Genomic DNA, 15,698 nt, shown 5'->3' on the forward strand with positions numbered 1-15,698 from the left:
GCGCCCGGCAATGGTATCGGTTCGCTCTGGGGCTCAAGTGGCATCGGTCAGGCGCTGGCAGACGGCGGTGCCCACCTCCCGGGTATCCCGTTGCTGGCTGCCATTTTCCGCCAGGTCCGCTGCCACCGCGTCAAACAGCTCGCGACCGGCCAGGGCCAGGGTCGGGTCCTTCCGGCCGAGCCAGTCCAGCATTCTTGCGGTGGTGAACAGCATAGCCGTCGGGTCCGCAATGCCCTGGCCGGCGATGTCCGGGGCGCTACCGTGGGTGGGCTCGAACATGGAGGGCACGTTGGGGTTGTCCGGATTCAGGTTGCACGAGGGAGCGACCCCCATGCCGCCGGACAGCACCGCGGCCAGGTCGGTGAGGATGTCGCCTTGCAGGTTGCTGGCCACCACCACGTCAAACGCCCAGGGGCTCTGGACAAACTTCATGCAGGCGGCGTCGACCAGTTCATGGTGGGTGGCCACATCCGGGTATTCGCGGGCAACCGCATCGAACACTTCGGTATACAGGTCGCCCCAGTGGCACAGGGCATTGCGTTTGGTGATCAGGCATACCTGGCTGTCGCAGCTGCGGCCATCCAGTGTGCGGAAGCTCCGCTCCTTGTCTTCCTGCGTGCGGAACTGGGCCCTGAGCCGGGCCTGCTCGAACCCGTAGCGGATGATGCGTTCGGTGGCGCGATAGGTGAACACTTCCACCTGGGTGGCAATTTCATCCTGGGTGCCCTGACGCAGCCGTCCGCCCTGGGCCACGTACTCGCCCTCGCTGTTTTCACGGATTACCAGCATGTCGATGTCCCTGGCCCGATCGTCCGCCAGGTACTGGCGAGCGCCGGGGAGCAGGCGTGCCGGTCGTTCGCACACCCATTGGTCAAAACCCTTGCGCATCTGCAGCAGCGGGGCCAGGGATACACTGTCTGGCAGCAGGTAGCGCTCGGGGTCGTCCACCGGCCCGGGGTCGCCCAGGGCTCCCAGCAGGATGGCGTCAAACGCCTTGAGTTGCGCCAGGGCGTCCTCGGGCATGCATTCGCCATTCTCCTCGTGCCAGGCATGGGAGGGCCAGGGAAAGCGTATCCACTCCAGGGCGAGCTTATGTTTCTCCCGTAAGGCTTGCAGGCAGCGAACCGCCTCGGCCACCACCTCCGGGCCGATACCGTCGCCGGGGGTAATCGCTATACGGGTTCTCTGGCCCATGGCATCGCTCCTGTTACTGGGTTGAGTTCGAAGGTCGCCGGATTGCGATCGAATGCATCCTGGATTCAGTGTAGCCAGCCCCGGACAGGGCGCCAGTGTCGAAACATTTACCCACCGCCCGGGGATGTCTATGATTAGCGTCATTCAATTGTTTGAAACCATTGGGGAAATGACAGGGTGATATACCGGATCGTAACGCTGATTGGCGGCATTGTCTTTGTGGCGGTGTTATTTGGATTGCTGTGGCTGTTTAGCCGGAAGTTTCTCGAGCGTCACGGTGTCACGGACGAGGTCACCGACCGCGCCACGGTGCTCGCGACCTGGACCTTTGCCGGCATCAGTGTCGGATTGATCTTTGCGGGTGTCGGAGCGTTTGTACTGGGGCCCTGGGCATTCTATCGGACCCTGCGGGGCCATGGCGTGGACATCTCCGACGCCGCCGCGGTCTGGTGGGGGCTGGCCATCGTAGCGGCCGCCATGGCCATCACGGGGCTGGGGTTCGCCGCCTTCCTCTATCTGGTGGGGGCTGTCTGAGTCAGCATCCTTCCTAAGCTTTTTCCCCCGCCACTGCATGCAGTTGCTCCCGCATCCACTGCAGCGCGGGCTCCTTTTCATAGGCCCGGTGCCAGTACAGGTGAACATCCACTCCCGGCATGTCCGTCGGTGGTGTCAGGAGGTGCACCCGGGCCTGCTCGGCAATGATGCGGGCGTAGGTCTCGGGCATGGTCAGCAGCAGGTTGCTCTGCTCCACCACCCGACAGGCGGCGAAGTAGTGCTGGCACCGGAGGCGGATTTTTCTCTGTACTCCCAGCCGGGACAGCTCGAAGTCCTCGATTCCAGGGCCCTCGGCCCGCGACGACACCAGGATGTGGTGCGCCTTGAGGTAGCGGTCCATGGTGAACTCGCCATCCAGCAGGGGATGGTCCCTGCGCGCAATCACCACCAGCCGGTCCCGGCGTAACAGTTCGTGGGCGGTCTGCTGCGAGATCGGCAGGAGCACGTCCACCGCAAAATCCAGCCGTCCGGCGGCCAACTGGGTCTCCATTTCCCGCCTGGCAATTCGCTGGCTGGAGATTTCAAGTTCCGGATAGGACTCCAGTCGGGCCATCAGCGAGGGCAGAAACGTGGATTCCAGGATATCCCGCAGCGCCAGGGTATAGACCTTGCGCTGGCTGGCCGGGTCGAAGCTGTGAAACTGGTTGACCGCACTCTGGATCTGGGTCAACCCCGGGCGCATGGTTTCCAGGAATCGGCGCGCCAGGGGCGTGGGTACCATCTGGTTACCCTGGCGCACGAACAGGGGATCGCCAAACTGATCCCGCAACCGGGCCAGGGAATGACTGATGGCCGGCTGGGTCAGATGCAGCGCCCTGGCCGCCCGGGTGAGGCTGCGCTCCCGGTAAATGGTGTCGAATACGTGCAACAGGTTGAGATCGAGTCGATTCAGGGCCATCACCAGCGCTCCTTCTTTGAATAAGCAGAACTTATAGTAAACGATTAATAAGATTCAGTCGCTTAATACATTTGGCGAATCTAGACTGGTTTTCAGGTACTGAACGAATAAGAGGATTGCTTCATGGACTTCACCCCATCCGACAAAGGCCAGGATTACCTGAATCGCGTGAAAGCGTTCATGCGTGACGAAATCTTTCCCATTGAAGCGCAATACCACCGCGACCTGGCGGCCCAGGAAAATCGCTGGGTCGTACTGCCGATCATCCGGGAGCTGAAAGAAAAGGCCAGGGCCCAGGGCCTGTGGAACATGTTCTTTCCCGATGAAACGTATGGCTGCGGCCTGCTCAACGCCGACTATGCGTTGATTGCCGAGGAAACCGGCAAGAGCTGGATTGCCCCGGAGATCTTCAACTGCAACGCGCCGGACACCGGCAATATGGAGGTGTTGATCCACTACGGTTCCGACGAACAGAAGGCCCAGTGGTTGCCGCGGTTGCTCAGCGGTGAGATCCGCTCCGCCTTCTTCATGACCGAACCCGGCGTTGCCTCCTCCGATGCCACCAACATGGCGGCCACCGCCACCGTTGAGGAGGACGAGGTGGTGCTGAATGGCCGCAAGTGGTGGAGCACCGGCGTTGGCCACCCCGACTGCAAGGTGGGCATCTTCATGGGACTGACGGATCCGGATGCCCACAAACACCGTCGTCATTCCATGGTGCTGGTGCCGCTGGACACCCCCGGCGTCCGGATCGAGCGGATGCTGCCGGTGTTCGGCGCCTACGACGAGCCCTATGGCCACGGCGAGGTGGTGTTCGACAACGTCCGTCTGCCCAAGAGCGCCTTTATTGCCGGGCCCGGTCGGGGCTTCGAGATTGCCCAGGGCCGGTTGGGGCCGGGGCGGGTGCATCACTGTATGCGGGCCATCGGCGCCGCCGAGCGGGCGCTGGAGTTGCTGATGAAGCGGGCGATGTCCCGGGAGGCGTTTGGCCGTCCCCTGGCCAAGCTGGGCGGCAATCCGGACATCATCGCCAACGCCCGTATGGCCATTGAGCAAGCCCGGCTGCTGACCCTGAAGTGCGCCTGGCTGCTGGATACCCAGGGCGTCAGGGGCGCCCTGGCAGAAGTGGCCATGATCAAGGCGGTAGTGCCGCACATGCTGCAGACCATCGTCGACCAGGCAATCCAGATCCATGGCGGTGCCGGCGTCAGCGACGACGACTTCCCGCTGACCCAGCTGTTCAGCTATGCCCGGGTTCTGCGACTGGCGGACGGGCCGGACGAAGTGCACCGCGCCACGGTGGCGCGGCTGGAACTCAAGAAATACGCCTGATCGGCGGGGAGCGAGAGCATGACACAACGCATCTTTATCACCGGCGGTGCCAGCGGCCTGGGCCGCGCCATCGCCCTGCGCTACGCCCGGGAAGGGGCCCGGGTCTGCATCGGCGATATCAACCCGGAACAGGGGGCGACAGTAGAAGCCGAGATTCGGCAGGCCGGGGGCGAGGGTTACTACCTCGATTGCGATGTGCGCCGGATCTCGGACCTGGAGAAGGTGCGGGAAAACCTGAAGGAGCGCTGGGGCGGTGTCGACATTGTGGTCAACAATGCCGGTGTGGCCTCGGCAGGTTCCATCGAGGACAGCACCCTGAGCGACTGGGAGTGGATTCTCGATATCAACGTCCTGGGCGTGGTGCGGGGCTGCAAGGTCTTTACGCCACTGTTCAAGGACCAGGGGGCCGGCGTCTTCGTCAACGTGGCGTCCATGGCGGGGCTCATGCTGGCCCCGATGATGAGCAGCTACAATGTATCCAAGGCGGGGGTGATCGCGCTCTCGGAAACCCTGCACCAGGAGCTGCGGGATGACGGCATTCGCATCAGCTGCGTGTGTCCGGCCTTTTTCCAGACCAACCTGGCCAGCACCATGCGCTCGGGCATCGCCGGCATGCAGCAGAGCGTCAACAAGCTGATGAAGCGGTCGTCGGTTACTGCCGAGCAGGTGGCGGATGACATTTTCCGGGCGGCACAGGGTGGTGACTTCTGGGTCCTGCCCCACGCCAGGGAACGCCGGCTGTGGGTGCTTAAGCGTCATGCGCCCTGGGCCTTCGACTGGCTGATGCACCAGGAAAGCAAACGCTGGCTGGCCAAGATCGCCAAGACAGCCTGACGATTACCCGCACATAACAGGAGACCCGTGAATGACACAGATTGACCAGGCGGTGGCCATTCGTGACGGCGAAGAGCTGGATGCCACCACGGTAGACCGGTTCATGAAGCAGGCCGTCCCGGACTTGCAGGGCGAGCCCTCCATTCGCCAATACCCTGGCGGTGCGTCCAACCTGACCTACCAGGTGGACTATGGCGAGCGCTCCTACGTATTGCGGCGCCCGCCGTTCGGCACCATCGCCAAGTCTGCCCACGATATGTTGCGGGAGGCCCGGGTGATGAAGGCGCTGCGGCCGGTGTATCCCTACGTGCCGGACATTGTCGCGATCTGTGACGATCATGAGGTTCTCGGGTGTGATTTTTACGTGATGGAGCGTTTCAAGGGCATTATCCTGCGGCAGGACTTCCCGGAGGATCTGACCCTCAACGAAGCGGACACCCGCAAGCTGTGCCTGAGCGTCATCGACAAGCTGGTAGAGCTGCACCGGGTGGATGCCAGGGCCGCCGGACTGGATCAACTGGGCAAGGGCGCCGGTTATGTGCAGCGCCAGATTGGCGGTTGGAGCAACCGCTTCCGCAAGGCCCGCACCGAGGATGTCGGCGACTTCGAGGCGGTGATGGCCTGGTTGGAGGCCAAGATGCCCGAGGACCTGGCCCAGTGTGTCATCCACAACGACTACCGGTTCGACAACGTGGTGCTGAACCCGGACAACCCGTTCGAGGTCATCGGGGTGTTGGACTGGGAGATGGCCACTATCGGTGATCCATTGATGGACCTGGGCAATACTCTGGCTTACTGGGTCCAGGCCGACGACGATCCGGGCATGCAGATGCTGCGCCGCCAGCCCACCCATCGGCCGGGTATGCTAAGCCGTGACGAAGTGGTCGAGTACTACCTGGAACGCTCGGGACTGCAGGTCCCCAGCTTTGATTTTTACGAGGTGTATGGCCTGTTCCGGCTGGCGGTCATCATCCAGCAGATCTACTACCGCTACTCCCAAGGCCAGACCAAAGACCCGCGCTTTGCCGGTTTCGGCCAGGCGGCAAACTACCTGGAGCAGCGTTGTCAGCAACTGATCAAGGGCAGCTCATTGTAATGGCAACTATCTATCTGATCCGTCACGGTCAGGCCAGCTTCGGCAAGGACAACTACGACGAGTTGTCCCAGATGGGTTGGAAGCAGGGCCGGGTGTTAGGACGCTGGCTGGCTGGCAAGGTCAGGCCGCAGGCGGTGCTGGGCGGTTCCCTGGAGCGGCATCGGGAAACCGCGGAGGCCATCGCCAGCGGCTATGGCAGTGCCATGCCGGATATGCAGATCCTGCCGGGGTTGAACGAATTTGACCACGGCTCGGTGATCGAGGCCTTCCGGCCCGCCTGGGCCGACCGTGCGGTCATGGCCCGTGACCTGTCCGCCTTCCCCAAGCCGGCCAAGGCCTTCCAGGAGGCCTTTGTGCAGGCGGTTCGGCGTTGGGCTTCCGGTCAGCACGACGAGGACTACCGGGAAACCTGGCCGGAGTTCCGGCTGCGGGTGCTGGCGGCCCTGGATCAGCTGATCGAGTTTGCCGACGGCTCCGATGTGCTGGTGGTCACCTCCGGTGGCCCCATCTCGGTGATCGTCCAGCAGCTGTTGGGGCTGACGGACGAAAAAGCCCTGAAGCTCAACGAAGTGATCGCCAATACCAGCGTGACCCGGGTGCTCTACTCCGGTGCTCGTCGCAGTCTGTCCGTATTCAACAACTACAGTCACCTGGAAGCGGCCGACCCCGCCCTGGTGACCTTTCGTTAAGAGGTATCCAGATGAGTAACAAAGACCTGTTCAATCTTGACGGTAAGGTGGCCCTGGTCACCGGGGCCAGCCGTGGCATCGGGGAAAGCATCGCCCGCACCCTGGCCGCCTACGGGGCCCACGTGATTGTCAGCAGCCGCAAGATCGAAGGCTGCGAGGCGGTGGCGGCCAGCATCCGGGAAGCCGGCGGCAGCGCCGAGGCCTTTGCCTGCCATATCGGCGACATGGAACAGATTGAGGCGGTCTGGACCCACCTGAAGCAGGCCCATGGCAAGGTGGACGTCCTGGTGAACAACGCCGCCGCCAACCCGTACTTTGGTCCGGTGGAGGAGACCGACCTGGGGGCCTTCCAGAAAACGGTGGATGTGAACATCCGGGGCTATTTCTTCATGTGTGCCCGGGGTGCGCAGTTGATGAAGGAGCAGGGCGGCGGCGCCATTGTCAATGTGGCGTCGGTCAATGGCGTGAATCCGGGGCATTTCCAGGGCATCTATTCGGTGTCCAAGGCGGCGGTGATCTCCATGACCAAGTCCTTCGCCATGGAGCTGGGCCAGCAGAACATCCGCGTCAACGCGCTGTTACCCGGCCTGACCGACACCAAGTTTGCCAGCGCGCTGACCACCAACGACGCGATCAAGCAGAAGGCCATGGCCCACATTCCCATGAAGCGGGTAGCGGACCCGGACGAGATGGCGGGAACCGTGCTGTATCTGGTGTCGGAGGCGTCCAGCTACACCACCGGCGCCTGCATCAACGCGGATGGGGGGTATTTGACGGTATAACCGTGCAAACTCTGTGACACTGGATTAGGGGACCGATTTGAAAGCCGTCCCCTGATTAATTCGCTACTCGCTGGTTTGCGCGACATCCGCCTTAGACAGGGCGGTGCCCACCGGCGGCTTGTAGTGCAGGGAATACAGCGCCCGGTCCAGCACCGCCTGACCGTTCCAGGCCGGGTCGTCATTGATCATCCCGACCACCACCCAGGTGTTGTTGGCCTCATCCCGGCTGAAACCGGCGATGGAGCGCACGTTTTCCAGATACCCGGTCTTGATTCTTCCCTGGCCTTCCAGGCCGGTATTGCGTAGCCGTCTCGCCATGGTGCCGTCCATCGCGATCAAGGGCATGGAAGCCATCAGGTCGGCGGCAAAGGGGCTGTTCCAGGCGTTCAGCAGAATCTGGGCACCCTGTCGGGCGGTGATCCGGCCATGGCGGGTGAGCCCTGCGCCATTGTCGATCACCATGCCGTCGGTGTTGATGCCCTTGTCTTCCAGCCACTGGTAGATGGTGCGAATGCCGGCCACCCGGTCGTCGTCATCCGTTTCTTCCCGATGCTCCGCGCCAATGGTGAGCAACAGCTGGCGGGCCATGACGTTGCTGCTCCACTTGTTGATGTCGCGGATGGTGCTCACCAGATCCGGCGAGGTCATCTTGAGGATCAGGCGCGCATCTTCAGGGGTGGTGTCCATTCGGTCTTCACCCTGCAAAACAATGTCCATCTCCGTCAGCAGTGAACGGATGAGCGAGGCGCTGTACCGTTCCGGGGGCAGCAGCGACAGGTAGGCAGTGGTACGACAGCCCTGGGGCAGTCGGCCGCTTACACGCACGGTCACCTGGCCGTCCTCATGGAAAACGGGCTCCCACTGGAACCGCCGGCGGGAGGGGCAGGGGCCTTCGGCCAGCGCCGTGACTTGATTGTCGAGGGTCACGTTATGCAAGTCCGGCGAACTCCAGGCCTGGGTGCCCCGTTCATCGGCCCGGACCTGGAAGTGAAGCAGGTTCAGGTTGCTCAGATAGGCAGAAGGCTCCACCAGGAAGGGCGCGTAGGGGTTGTCGCCATTGTCCTCGAACGAGGGCAGGCCCCCGGAGAGCTGGAACACGCTGCCGTCCAGGACCAGGTCGCCGGTAATGGTACCGATGCCCATGCCCCGCAGTTCCCGCAGGGTGGTCCAGATCCGCTCGATGGTGAGTTTCGGATCACCGCCAAACCGGACGTACAGGTTGCCATCGAGGGTGCTGCCGGCCAGTTGGCCGTCGGTATAGAAGTTGGTGTCCCAGCGGTAGGACGGGCCCAGCAGTTCGAGGGCGGCATAGGTGGTGACCAGTTTCATGATCGAGCCGGGGCTCATCTGCTGGTCGGCGTTGATGTACTGTTCAACCCCGGGGCCGGTGAGCGGAATGGCCGCCAGGCTCAGCGCCTCCTGGCCGGTCAGGGATCGGTCGGCGTAATCACGCATCTGGTTGCTCCAGGTGCGTTCGGTCACCGGTTCCCCTGCCAGGGCGGGAAAGGTGGAGGCGACCAGGCTGGCCGAGACCAGGGGCATGAGACACCATTTCTTTAACCGACCGTTGAACCGACGGCAGGTCCCGGACGTATTGGAGCTGTGCGGCTTCGAGCAGGAGCTACGCAACATGTTGTCACATCCACGCTGGGTTGAAGGGGGCTGTATGCGACTTTTACAGTAGCCCAAAATGAGCGGTTGTTCTATGCAGAAAAGTTCTACATGACGTTAAAAATTGCCTGCAGAGGCATTGTTTCTACAACGTTTTTGTATCCCCTTGTAACTGGCCTTTGGGAATCAGTAAGTTAGTCCCGGCGCGCCGGTGCCAGCGTGTCAATGACCCCCACCAGGGAAATATTGCCCATTTCTTGGACACTAAGGCCATAGTCAGGTGTCCAATCGGGGCGTTAGCTTGAATTACGCAACGAACTCGCGACAGCAACAAACCAAGGGCGCCGGTAGCGGGCCGGGCAAGGGAGGTCGTCATGATTGGCATACCGCTGGGGTTGATCACCGCCAATGCGGTGGAATGGGTTTTTCACAAGCGGGTCCTGCATGGCCTGGGGCGCAGGCGCGGCAGTTTCTGGGCGTTCCATTGGCATGAACATCATCGCCATGTCCGCAAGAATGGTTTTATCGACGCAGACTACCGCCACCCGCCGTTAACCTGGAATGCGCAGACCAAGGAAGTGGCGGCGCTCGTGGCTGGCGCGGCGGTGGTGACACCCATGCTACCGGTGGCGCCGTTCTATGTGGGAACGCTCTACTACTGCGCCTGGAACTACTACCGGGTGCATAAGCGGGCGCATCTGGACCCCGACTGGGCCCGGGAGCACCTGCCCTGGCACTACGACCACCACATGGGGAAGAACCCGGACGCCAACTGGTGTGTCACCCGGCCCTGGTTCGACATCGTCATGGGGACCCGCGAGCCAATGGCAAATCGCCAGTTAGAGTGATAATGGCGGTGGCCTCGACGACAAACGCTCGCGGGTAAGGCCGTGTGTATCCACTTGCGCTTACACATGGCTGATGTGCGGGCCCATCAACTAAGCAAGAAGGACCGAATGGATGACCAATGTGGTAAGTCACAATCTCAAGGTACTTGGTTCCGTCGCCACCTCCTCACTCACCGCGTGGCGCGGCTGTATGGTTGTGCAGCGGGCGCCACAGCCGGAGAAGCCGATTGTGCTGTACGATATGGAAGCGTGTCCATACTGCCGTCGGGTGCGTGAGGCGCTGACGGCCCTGCATCTGGATGTGGAGGTTCGTCCTTGCCCCAAGGGCGGCAAGGCGTTTCGCCAGGATGCCGAAACCCTGGGCGGGAAGCAGCAGTTCCCGTTGTTGGTGGATGAGAACACCGGCACGGTCATGTACGAGTCCAGCGAGATCGTGTCCTACCTGTTCCGGCAGTATGCCAACCGTGAGGTGCCGGGCTTCTACCGCAGCCGGGTTTACCAGCCACTGTTGAGCTCGGTGGCCTCCGCCGCCAGTGCGCTGCGTGGGCTCCGGGCCCGGCCGGCACGCAGGCCGGACAAGCCGCTGCATCTGTGGAGCTTTGAAGGCAGCCCGTTTTCCCGGCTGGTGCGCGAGCGGCTGTGTGAATATGAGATTCCCTACACCCTGCATAACATCGGTAAGGAACACTGGACCGAAGTGGGGCCGGCCAAACAGCGGCTCAAACCGGGGCCCTATGTGCCGAAATCCGGCGGTAAGCGGGATGAGTTTTACCAGAAACATCAGCGGGTACAGGTACCCTACCTCGAGGACCCGAACACCGGCGAGGCCTTGTTCGAGTCTGCCGCGATACTGAACTATCTGGACCGTACCTACGGTGCGTGAGGCTCCCTCAGTCCCACGCCGGGGCGAACTCCGGGTTGGCAATCCGCTCGCCCCGGTCGAGCTGGTCGATAGAGGCGAGCTCTTCCGCGGTCAGCTCGATCTGTAGCGCGTCGAGGTTGGCTTTCAGGTGCTCGGGACGCGTGGAGGAGGGAATTGGCACAATCCCCCGGGAGGCCACCCAGGCAATGGCAATTTCCGCCGGTGTTACCCCGTGCTGACGGGCGATGCCCTGCAAACACTCGGCTTCCATCACGCGGCCAACGGCCAGGGGCATGTAACCGGTCACCGTAATGCCCAGGGTTTGCACGTGGTCCACTACCTTGCGGTTGGCCAGGAACGGATGCACCTCGATCTGATTGGTAAGGATCGGTGTCTCGCCCAGAATCTCCCGGGCCTGATCCAGCTGGGCGGTGGTGAAGTTGGACACCCCGATGTGATCCGCCAGCCCCTCGTGCTGGGCGTCCTGGAGCGCCTGGAGGTACTCCTCCATGGGGACTTCGTTATTGGGGGAGGGCCAGTGCACCAGAGCCAGATCGACATGGTCGGTTTTTAGCCGCTGCAGGCTCCGCTTGAGGCTGTTTCGCAACTTGGCGCGGTGCAGGTTGTCGAACCAGATCTTGGTGGTAATGAAAACCTCGCGCCGGGGAATGCCGCTGGAGGTAATGCCGTCGCCCACTTCCGCTTCGTTCTCGTACATCTGGGCCGTATCGATATGCCGATAGCCGAGGGAGAGGGCGGTCTTCACCGCATCCCGGGCAATGTCGCCCTGGAGGCGAAAGGTCCCTATCCCGATGGGCGGAAGCGCGTCAAATGCCATGGTGACCTCCTGAGAATCTGCAGTCGCTGTTGTATACGGTGCTACTTCCACGGTAGTTCTTCAAGTACTCAGCGGGTATCATTTTGGCTCCGTAATGTTGGGGGGCTCCCCCGCCAAACAGCCGACAGACGAGGACGCTTATGTTCACCGGCCACTGCCTCTGTGGCGCCGTCAAATTCGAATATCGGGGGCCACTCGGGCCTGTCTCCCTGTGTCATTGCAGCCTGTGCCGGCGCGCCCAGGGCAGTGCCTTTTCCGCCAGCGCCCCGGCGCAGAAGGTGCATTTCCAGATCACCGCCGGCGAGGACCAGGTTCGGGAATTCGAATCCCGGCCGGGCAAATACCGGGCCTTTTGCGTCAACTGTGGCAGCCCGCTCTACGGCCGGGTGGATGCCATCCCCGGTATCCTGCGCCTGCGGGTGGGGGTGATCAACGAGCCATTGGGCAAGGGCCCGGCCTCACACATCTACGTGGGCTCCAAATCCGACTGGTTCGAGATCACCGACGACCTGCCCCGCTATGACAAGACCGAGCGGACCAACGACCCTCACTGAGGCACCAGCCGGAGCACCTCACCGTCGCGCTCGTCCGTCAGCAACCACAGCACCCCATCCGGGCCCATGCGAACGTCTCGGATGCGCTTGCCGAACCCGGTGATCAGGTCTTCCTCTTCCACCACCTGGCCCTCACGGATCTTCAATCGAACCAGTTTTTGCAGCTTTAGGGCGCCCACAAACAGGTCGCCCTGCCACTCCGGCACATCGGTACCGGTGTAGAACGCCATGCCCGATGGCGCTATGGACGGATCCCAGTAATGCAGGGGCTGGGCCATGCCCGGCATGGCCGTCTTGTCGGTGATGGGCAGGCCGGAGTAGCCAATGCCGTAGGTGATGGTAGGCCAGCCGTAATTGGTCCCCGCCGAAATCAGGTTGATCTCGTCACCGCCACGGGGACCATGTTCATGGGTCCAGATCTCTCCGGTGATGGGGTGTCGGGTCATTCCCTGGATGTTGCGGTTGCCGTAGGTGAAGAAGGTGGGCTGGACGTCCGTGAGCTCGAGGAAGGGATTACCGGGGGCCGGGTCGCCGTCGATGGTCAGGCGGTGGACGCCGCCGGCATCGTCGCGGGTGTCCTGTGCCCGGGGGCGATCGCCCCGGTCGCCCACCGCCAGGTACAGATAACCGTCCTCATCGAACGCCATGCGCCCGCCAAAGTGGCGGTTGGTCCTGGAGCGGGGCAGGGCGTCAAAGATGACCTCGACAGACTCAAGGCGATCACCGGCGAATCGGGCCCGGCTGACCCGGGTGGTCTTGCCCTGGTGATTCTCGTGAGCGTAGCTGAGAAACAGCAACTGGTTATTGGCAAAATCCGGGTGCAGGACTACGTCCAGCAACCCCCCCTGGCCGGCCACCGCCGCCTCCGGGACGCCGGCAATCGGGTCCGGGTCCAGCTGGCCACCCCGTATCCGGCGCAGGCGGCCCGCCCGCTCGGTCACCAGCTGTGAGCCGTCGGGCAGGAAGGCCAGGCTCCAGGGGTGTTCCAGGCCACTGGCCACGGTTTCCAGCCGAAAGCGAGCCTTGTCGGAATGGAACACTTCCGGTGCGGCGTCACAGGCCAGCGTGAGGCTGAGCGTGGCCGCTGCGGTGGCCGCCTTGAGGGAGCGCAACATGGGGAGCCTCCAATCGTGGACAGGGTGGGCTGGGCCCACCCCAAAGGGGCATATGGAACAAGATAGCACCCCCGCCGGAAGACTCCAGTGGGCTCAGGCGGTTTCCGGCGTTTCCGCCCGGCCGGTCTGCACCCGCCACTGAGTTGCGTACAGGCCGTTCCGGTCCAGCAGGCTCTGGTGATTGCCCAGCTCCGCCAGTTCGCCCCGGTCGATGACGGCGATGGTGTCCGCGTCCACCACCGTGGACAGTCGGTGGGCGATCACAATGACCGTCCGGTTGTGGCGTATGTGGTGCAGCGAGCGTTGGATGGCAGCTTCGGTCTCGTTGTCCACCGCGCTGGTGGCCTCATCCAGAATCAGGATGGCCGGGTCCTTCAGCAGCGCCCGGGCCAGGGACAGGCGTTGGCGTTGACCACCCGAGAGGCGGACGCCCCGTTCGCCCACCGGGGTATCCAGTCCCTCGGGCAGAGTTTCGATGAATTCCCAGGCTTCCGCAGTCCGGGCGGCCTCGATGATGGCGGCGTCCGGGGCGCCGGGCAGACCGTAGGCGATGTTCTCGCGGATTGTGCCTTCGAACAGGTAGACGTCCTGGCTCACCAGGCCGATGGCCTCCCGCAGGGATTTCAGGCTGACCCGTTCAATGGGCAGACCGTCCACCGTGATGCAGCCGTGCTGGGGCTCGTAAAACCGCATCAGCAGTTTGATCAGGGTGGACTTGCCGGAGCCGGTGGCGCCAACCAGGGCCAGGGTCTGCCCCGCCGGCAGCGAGAGATTGATGTTACGGATACCGGACTGACCGCCGGGATAGCGGAAGGACACCTCATTGAACGCCACATTGCCGTGCACCGGCGAGGGCAGGGCCTGGCCGGCGTTATCGGTGACCTGAATCGGCTCTTCCAGCAGGTCCAGGATGCGGCGGGTACTGGCCATGGCCCGCTCGAACAGGTCCACCACGGTGGCCAGGCCGGTCAGTGGCCACAACAGGCGCTGGGTCAGGAACACCAGCACCCCGTAGGCACCCACATTGAGTTGGCCTTCCAGGGCCATCATTCCGCCCACCGTGAAGGTGGCCAGGAAGCCCGCCAGTATCGCCATGCGAATGACCGGGATAAAGGCCGAACTGATGCGAATGGCCTTGCGGTTGGCGTCCACGTACGCCTCGCTGCTGGCCCGCAGTCGCTCGGCTTCACGCTGTTCGGCGGTAAAGCTCTTGATGGTGGCGATCCCCGCCAGGTTGTTGGACAGCCGGCTGGACAGGTCGCCCACCTTTTCCCGCACATCGGCGTAGAGCGGCCCCGCCTTGCGCTGGAAGTAGAAGGCCCCCCACACGATCACCGGGATGGGGGTGAAGGCCAGCAGCGCCACCAGCGGGGAAATCACGAAGAACACCGCACCCACCGCCAGGATGGTGACCACCACCTGGATCATCGCGTTGGCGCCGCCGTCAAGGAACCGTTCCAACTGGTTGACGTCGTCGTTCATGGTGGCCACCAGCTGGCCCGAACTGCGGCTCTCGAAGAAGCTCATGTCCAGCTTCTGGGCGTGCTCGTAGGCGTCCTGACGCAGGTCCGACTGCAGGCGCTGGGCGAGGTTTCGCCACAGTATCTGGAACAGGTACTCAAACAGCGACTCGCCGGCCCAGATGAAAAAGGTCAGGGTGCCCAGCACCACGATCTGCTCCCGGGCCGACTCGAACCCGAGGGAGGCGACAAAGCTGGTTTCCTGGTTGACCACCACGTCGATGGCGATACCGATCAGGATTTCCGGCGCGATGTCGAACAGTTTGTTGACGATGGAGCAGACGGTGGCGGCCAGGATCTGGCGGCGATAGCCACGGGCGTAGCGGAGCAGACGGGCCAGGGCCGCAAAGCTGCTGCCGGGCGAGGGGTGGGGGTGCGACATGTCGGCCTCCTGCGGCAAAAGCCGCAAGAGTACCCAATTCGCCTGTCGGTTAAAAGAGAATCATTTTCAGGAAGTGGGGCTACGATCGGGCGTTTTTCTGCAGCCACCGATCCAACTGGTCGGCAAACTCCTTGCGGTCGGCCTGGGAGAAAGCCGAGGGGCCGCCGGTGACCTGACCGGCACTGCGCAGCTCCTCCATGAAATTGCGCATCGCCAGCCGTTGGCGGATGTTTTCCCGGGTGAACGCCTGCCCCCGCGGGTTGAACACATCCGCGCCCTTGTCGATGGCCTCGGCGGCCAGCGGAATGTCCTGGGTGATCACCAGATCGCCCTGTGTCAGCAGGTCCATGATCTCCTGGTCGGCCACGTCAAAGCCCTTCATCACCTGGCGGGTGCGGATGAACGGGCTGTTGGGCACCCGGATGGCCTGGTTGGCCACGAAGGTGGTCTGAACTTTCCAGCGATCGGCGGCGCGGCAGAGAATCTCCTTGATGGCCACCGGACAGGCGTCGGCATCGACCCAGATTGCCATGATGAATTGGTCCTGGTGTGGTTGGAGGCACCAGAATAACCGGGACACCGGTCGAA

The 15,698-nt window shown here is 62.9% G+C and carries 16 protein-coding genes; 9 read left to right on the top strand and 7 right to left on the bottom strand.

The features are described 5' to 3' along the window. Window positions 1-33: 33 nt before the first annotated feature. The gene (locus R3175_RS00495) at window positions 34-1,194 is read right to left on the bottom strand and encodes an isocitrate/isopropylmalate dehydrogenase family protein (RefSeq protein WP_318941519.1); all 1,161 of its coding nucleotides are present in this window, start codon (window positions 1,192-1,194) and stop codon (window positions 34-36) included. A gap of 177 nt (window positions 1,195-1,371) precedes the next feature. Here R3175_RS00495 and R3175_RS00500 point away from each other — a divergent pair, with 177 nt between their 5' ends. Continuing rightward, window positions 1,372-1,728, top strand: coding sequence for a hypothetical protein (locus R3175_RS00500; RefSeq protein WP_318941520.1), 357 nt, complete (start codon window positions 1,372-1,374; stop codon window positions 1,726-1,728). Window positions 1,729-1,741: 13 nt separating this feature from the next. On the opposite strand, the gene R3175_RS00505 is transcribed toward R3175_RS00500, so the two are convergent. Further along, on the bottom strand, window positions 1,742-2,647 hold the full coding sequence (locus R3175_RS00505; RefSeq protein WP_318941521.1) for a LysR family transcriptional regulator: 906 nt from the start codon (window positions 2,645-2,647) through the stop codon (window positions 1,742-1,744). 123 nt (window positions 2,648-2,770) lie between these two features. Here R3175_RS00505 and R3175_RS00510 point away from each other — a divergent pair, with 123 nt between their 5' ends. From R3175_RS00510 to R3175_RS00530, 5 genes are read left to right on the top strand one after another with little or no spacing between them, the layout of a single operon-like run. Beyond that, on the top strand, window positions 2,771-3,979 hold the full coding sequence (locus tag R3175_RS00510) for an acyl-CoA dehydrogenase family protein (protein WP_318941522.1): 1,209 nt from the start codon (window positions 2,771-2,773) through the stop codon (window positions 3,977-3,979). A gap of 18 nt (window positions 3,980-3,997) precedes the next feature. Continuing rightward, window positions 3,998-4,813 carry an SDR family oxidoreductase gene (locus R3175_RS00515; protein WP_318941523.1) on the top strand — a complete coding sequence of 272 codons (816 nt, stop codon included), beginning with the start codon at window positions 3,998-4,000 and terminating at the stop codon, window positions 4,811-4,813. A 31-nt stretch (window positions 4,814-4,844) separates the two neighbouring features. Continuing rightward, entirely contained in the window at window positions 4,845-5,909 is a 1,065-nt protein-coding gene (locus tag R3175_RS00520) for a phosphotransferase family protein (protein WP_318941524.1), read from the top strand. Next, window positions 5,909-6,598 (top strand): histidine phosphatase family protein, encoded by a 690-nt coding sequence (locus R3175_RS00525; RefSeq protein WP_318941525.1) that lies wholly within the window; start codon window positions 5,909-5,911, stop codon window positions 6,596-6,598. Before R3175_RS00520 ends, R3175_RS00525 begins: the two co-directional genes overlap by 1 nt. An 11-nt stretch (window positions 6,599-6,609) precedes the next feature. Further along, the gene (locus R3175_RS00530) at window positions 6,610-7,380 is read left to right on the top strand and encodes an SDR family oxidoreductase (RefSeq protein WP_318941526.1); all 771 of its coding nucleotides are present in this window, start codon (window positions 6,610-6,612) and stop codon (window positions 7,378-7,380) included. Between the two features lie 63 nt (window positions 7,381-7,443). On the opposite strand, the gene dacB is transcribed toward R3175_RS00530, so the two are convergent. After that, window positions 7,444-8,922 (bottom strand): D-alanyl-D-alanine carboxypeptidase/D-alanyl-D-alanine-endopeptidase, encoded by a 1,479-nt coding sequence (gene dacB / locus R3175_RS00535; protein WP_318941527.1) that lies wholly within the window; start codon window positions 8,920-8,922, stop codon window positions 7,444-7,446. A 443-nt stretch (window positions 8,923-9,365) separates the two neighbouring features. Here dacB and R3175_RS00540 point away from each other — a divergent pair, with 443 nt between their 5' ends. Both R3175_RS00540 and R3175_RS00545 read left to right on the top strand, forming a co-directional pair. Then, window positions 9,366-9,839, top strand: a complete 474-nt coding sequence (locus R3175_RS00540) for a sterol desaturase family protein (RefSeq protein ID WP_318941528.1) — start codon at window positions 9,366-9,368, stop codon at window positions 9,837-9,839. A 112-nt stretch (window positions 9,840-9,951) separates the two neighbouring features. Further along, window positions 9,952-10,722, top strand: coding sequence for a glutathione S-transferase N-terminal domain-containing protein (locus R3175_RS00545; RefSeq protein WP_318941529.1), 771 nt, complete (start codon window positions 9,952-9,954; stop codon window positions 10,720-10,722). A 7-nt stretch (window positions 10,723-10,729) separates the two neighbouring features. On the opposite strand, the gene dkgB is transcribed toward R3175_RS00545, so the two are convergent. Further along, a complete protein-coding gene (gene dkgB, locus R3175_RS00550) occupies window positions 10,730-11,539 on the bottom strand; it encodes a 2,5-didehydrogluconate reductase DkgB (RefSeq protein WP_318941530.1) in 810 nt (269 codons plus the stop codon). Window positions 11,540-11,679: 140 nt separating this feature from the next. On the opposite strand from dkgB, the gene R3175_RS00555 reads away from it, so the two are divergent. Next, the gene (locus R3175_RS00555; protein WP_318941531.1) at window positions 11,680-12,093 is read left to right on the top strand and encodes a GFA family protein; all 414 of its coding nucleotides are present in this window, start codon (window positions 11,680-11,682) and stop codon (window positions 12,091-12,093) included. On the opposite strand, the gene R3175_RS00560 is transcribed toward R3175_RS00555, so the two are convergent. The 3 genes from R3175_RS00560 to R3175_RS00570 form a co-directional block, all read right to left on the bottom strand. Further along, entirely contained in the window at window positions 12,087-13,208 is a 1,122-nt protein-coding gene (locus R3175_RS00560; protein ID WP_318941532.1) for a PQQ-dependent sugar dehydrogenase, read from the bottom strand. The two genes, R3175_RS00555 and R3175_RS00560, sit on opposite strands and share 7 nt — an antisense overlap. A 93-nt stretch (window positions 13,209-13,301) precedes the next feature. Next, window positions 13,302-15,110: an ABC transporter ATP-binding protein gene (locus R3175_RS00565; protein WP_318941533.1), complete on the bottom strand. Its 1,809-nt coding sequence runs from the start codon at window positions 15,108-15,110 to the stop codon at window positions 13,302-13,304. Between the two features lie 79 nt (window positions 15,111-15,189). Continuing rightward, window positions 15,190-15,642 carry a YaiI/YqxD family protein gene (locus R3175_RS00570; RefSeq protein WP_318941535.1) on the bottom strand — a complete coding sequence of 151 codons (453 nt, stop codon included), beginning with the start codon at window positions 15,640-15,642 and terminating at the stop codon, window positions 15,190-15,192. Window positions 15,643-15,698: the final 56 nt, after the last annotated feature.

Source organism: Marinobacter sp. (assembly GCF_033722735.1).
In the GTDB taxonomy this organism is placed as follows: domain Bacteria; phylum Pseudomonadota; class Gammaproteobacteria; order Pseudomonadales; family Oleiphilaceae; genus Marinobacter.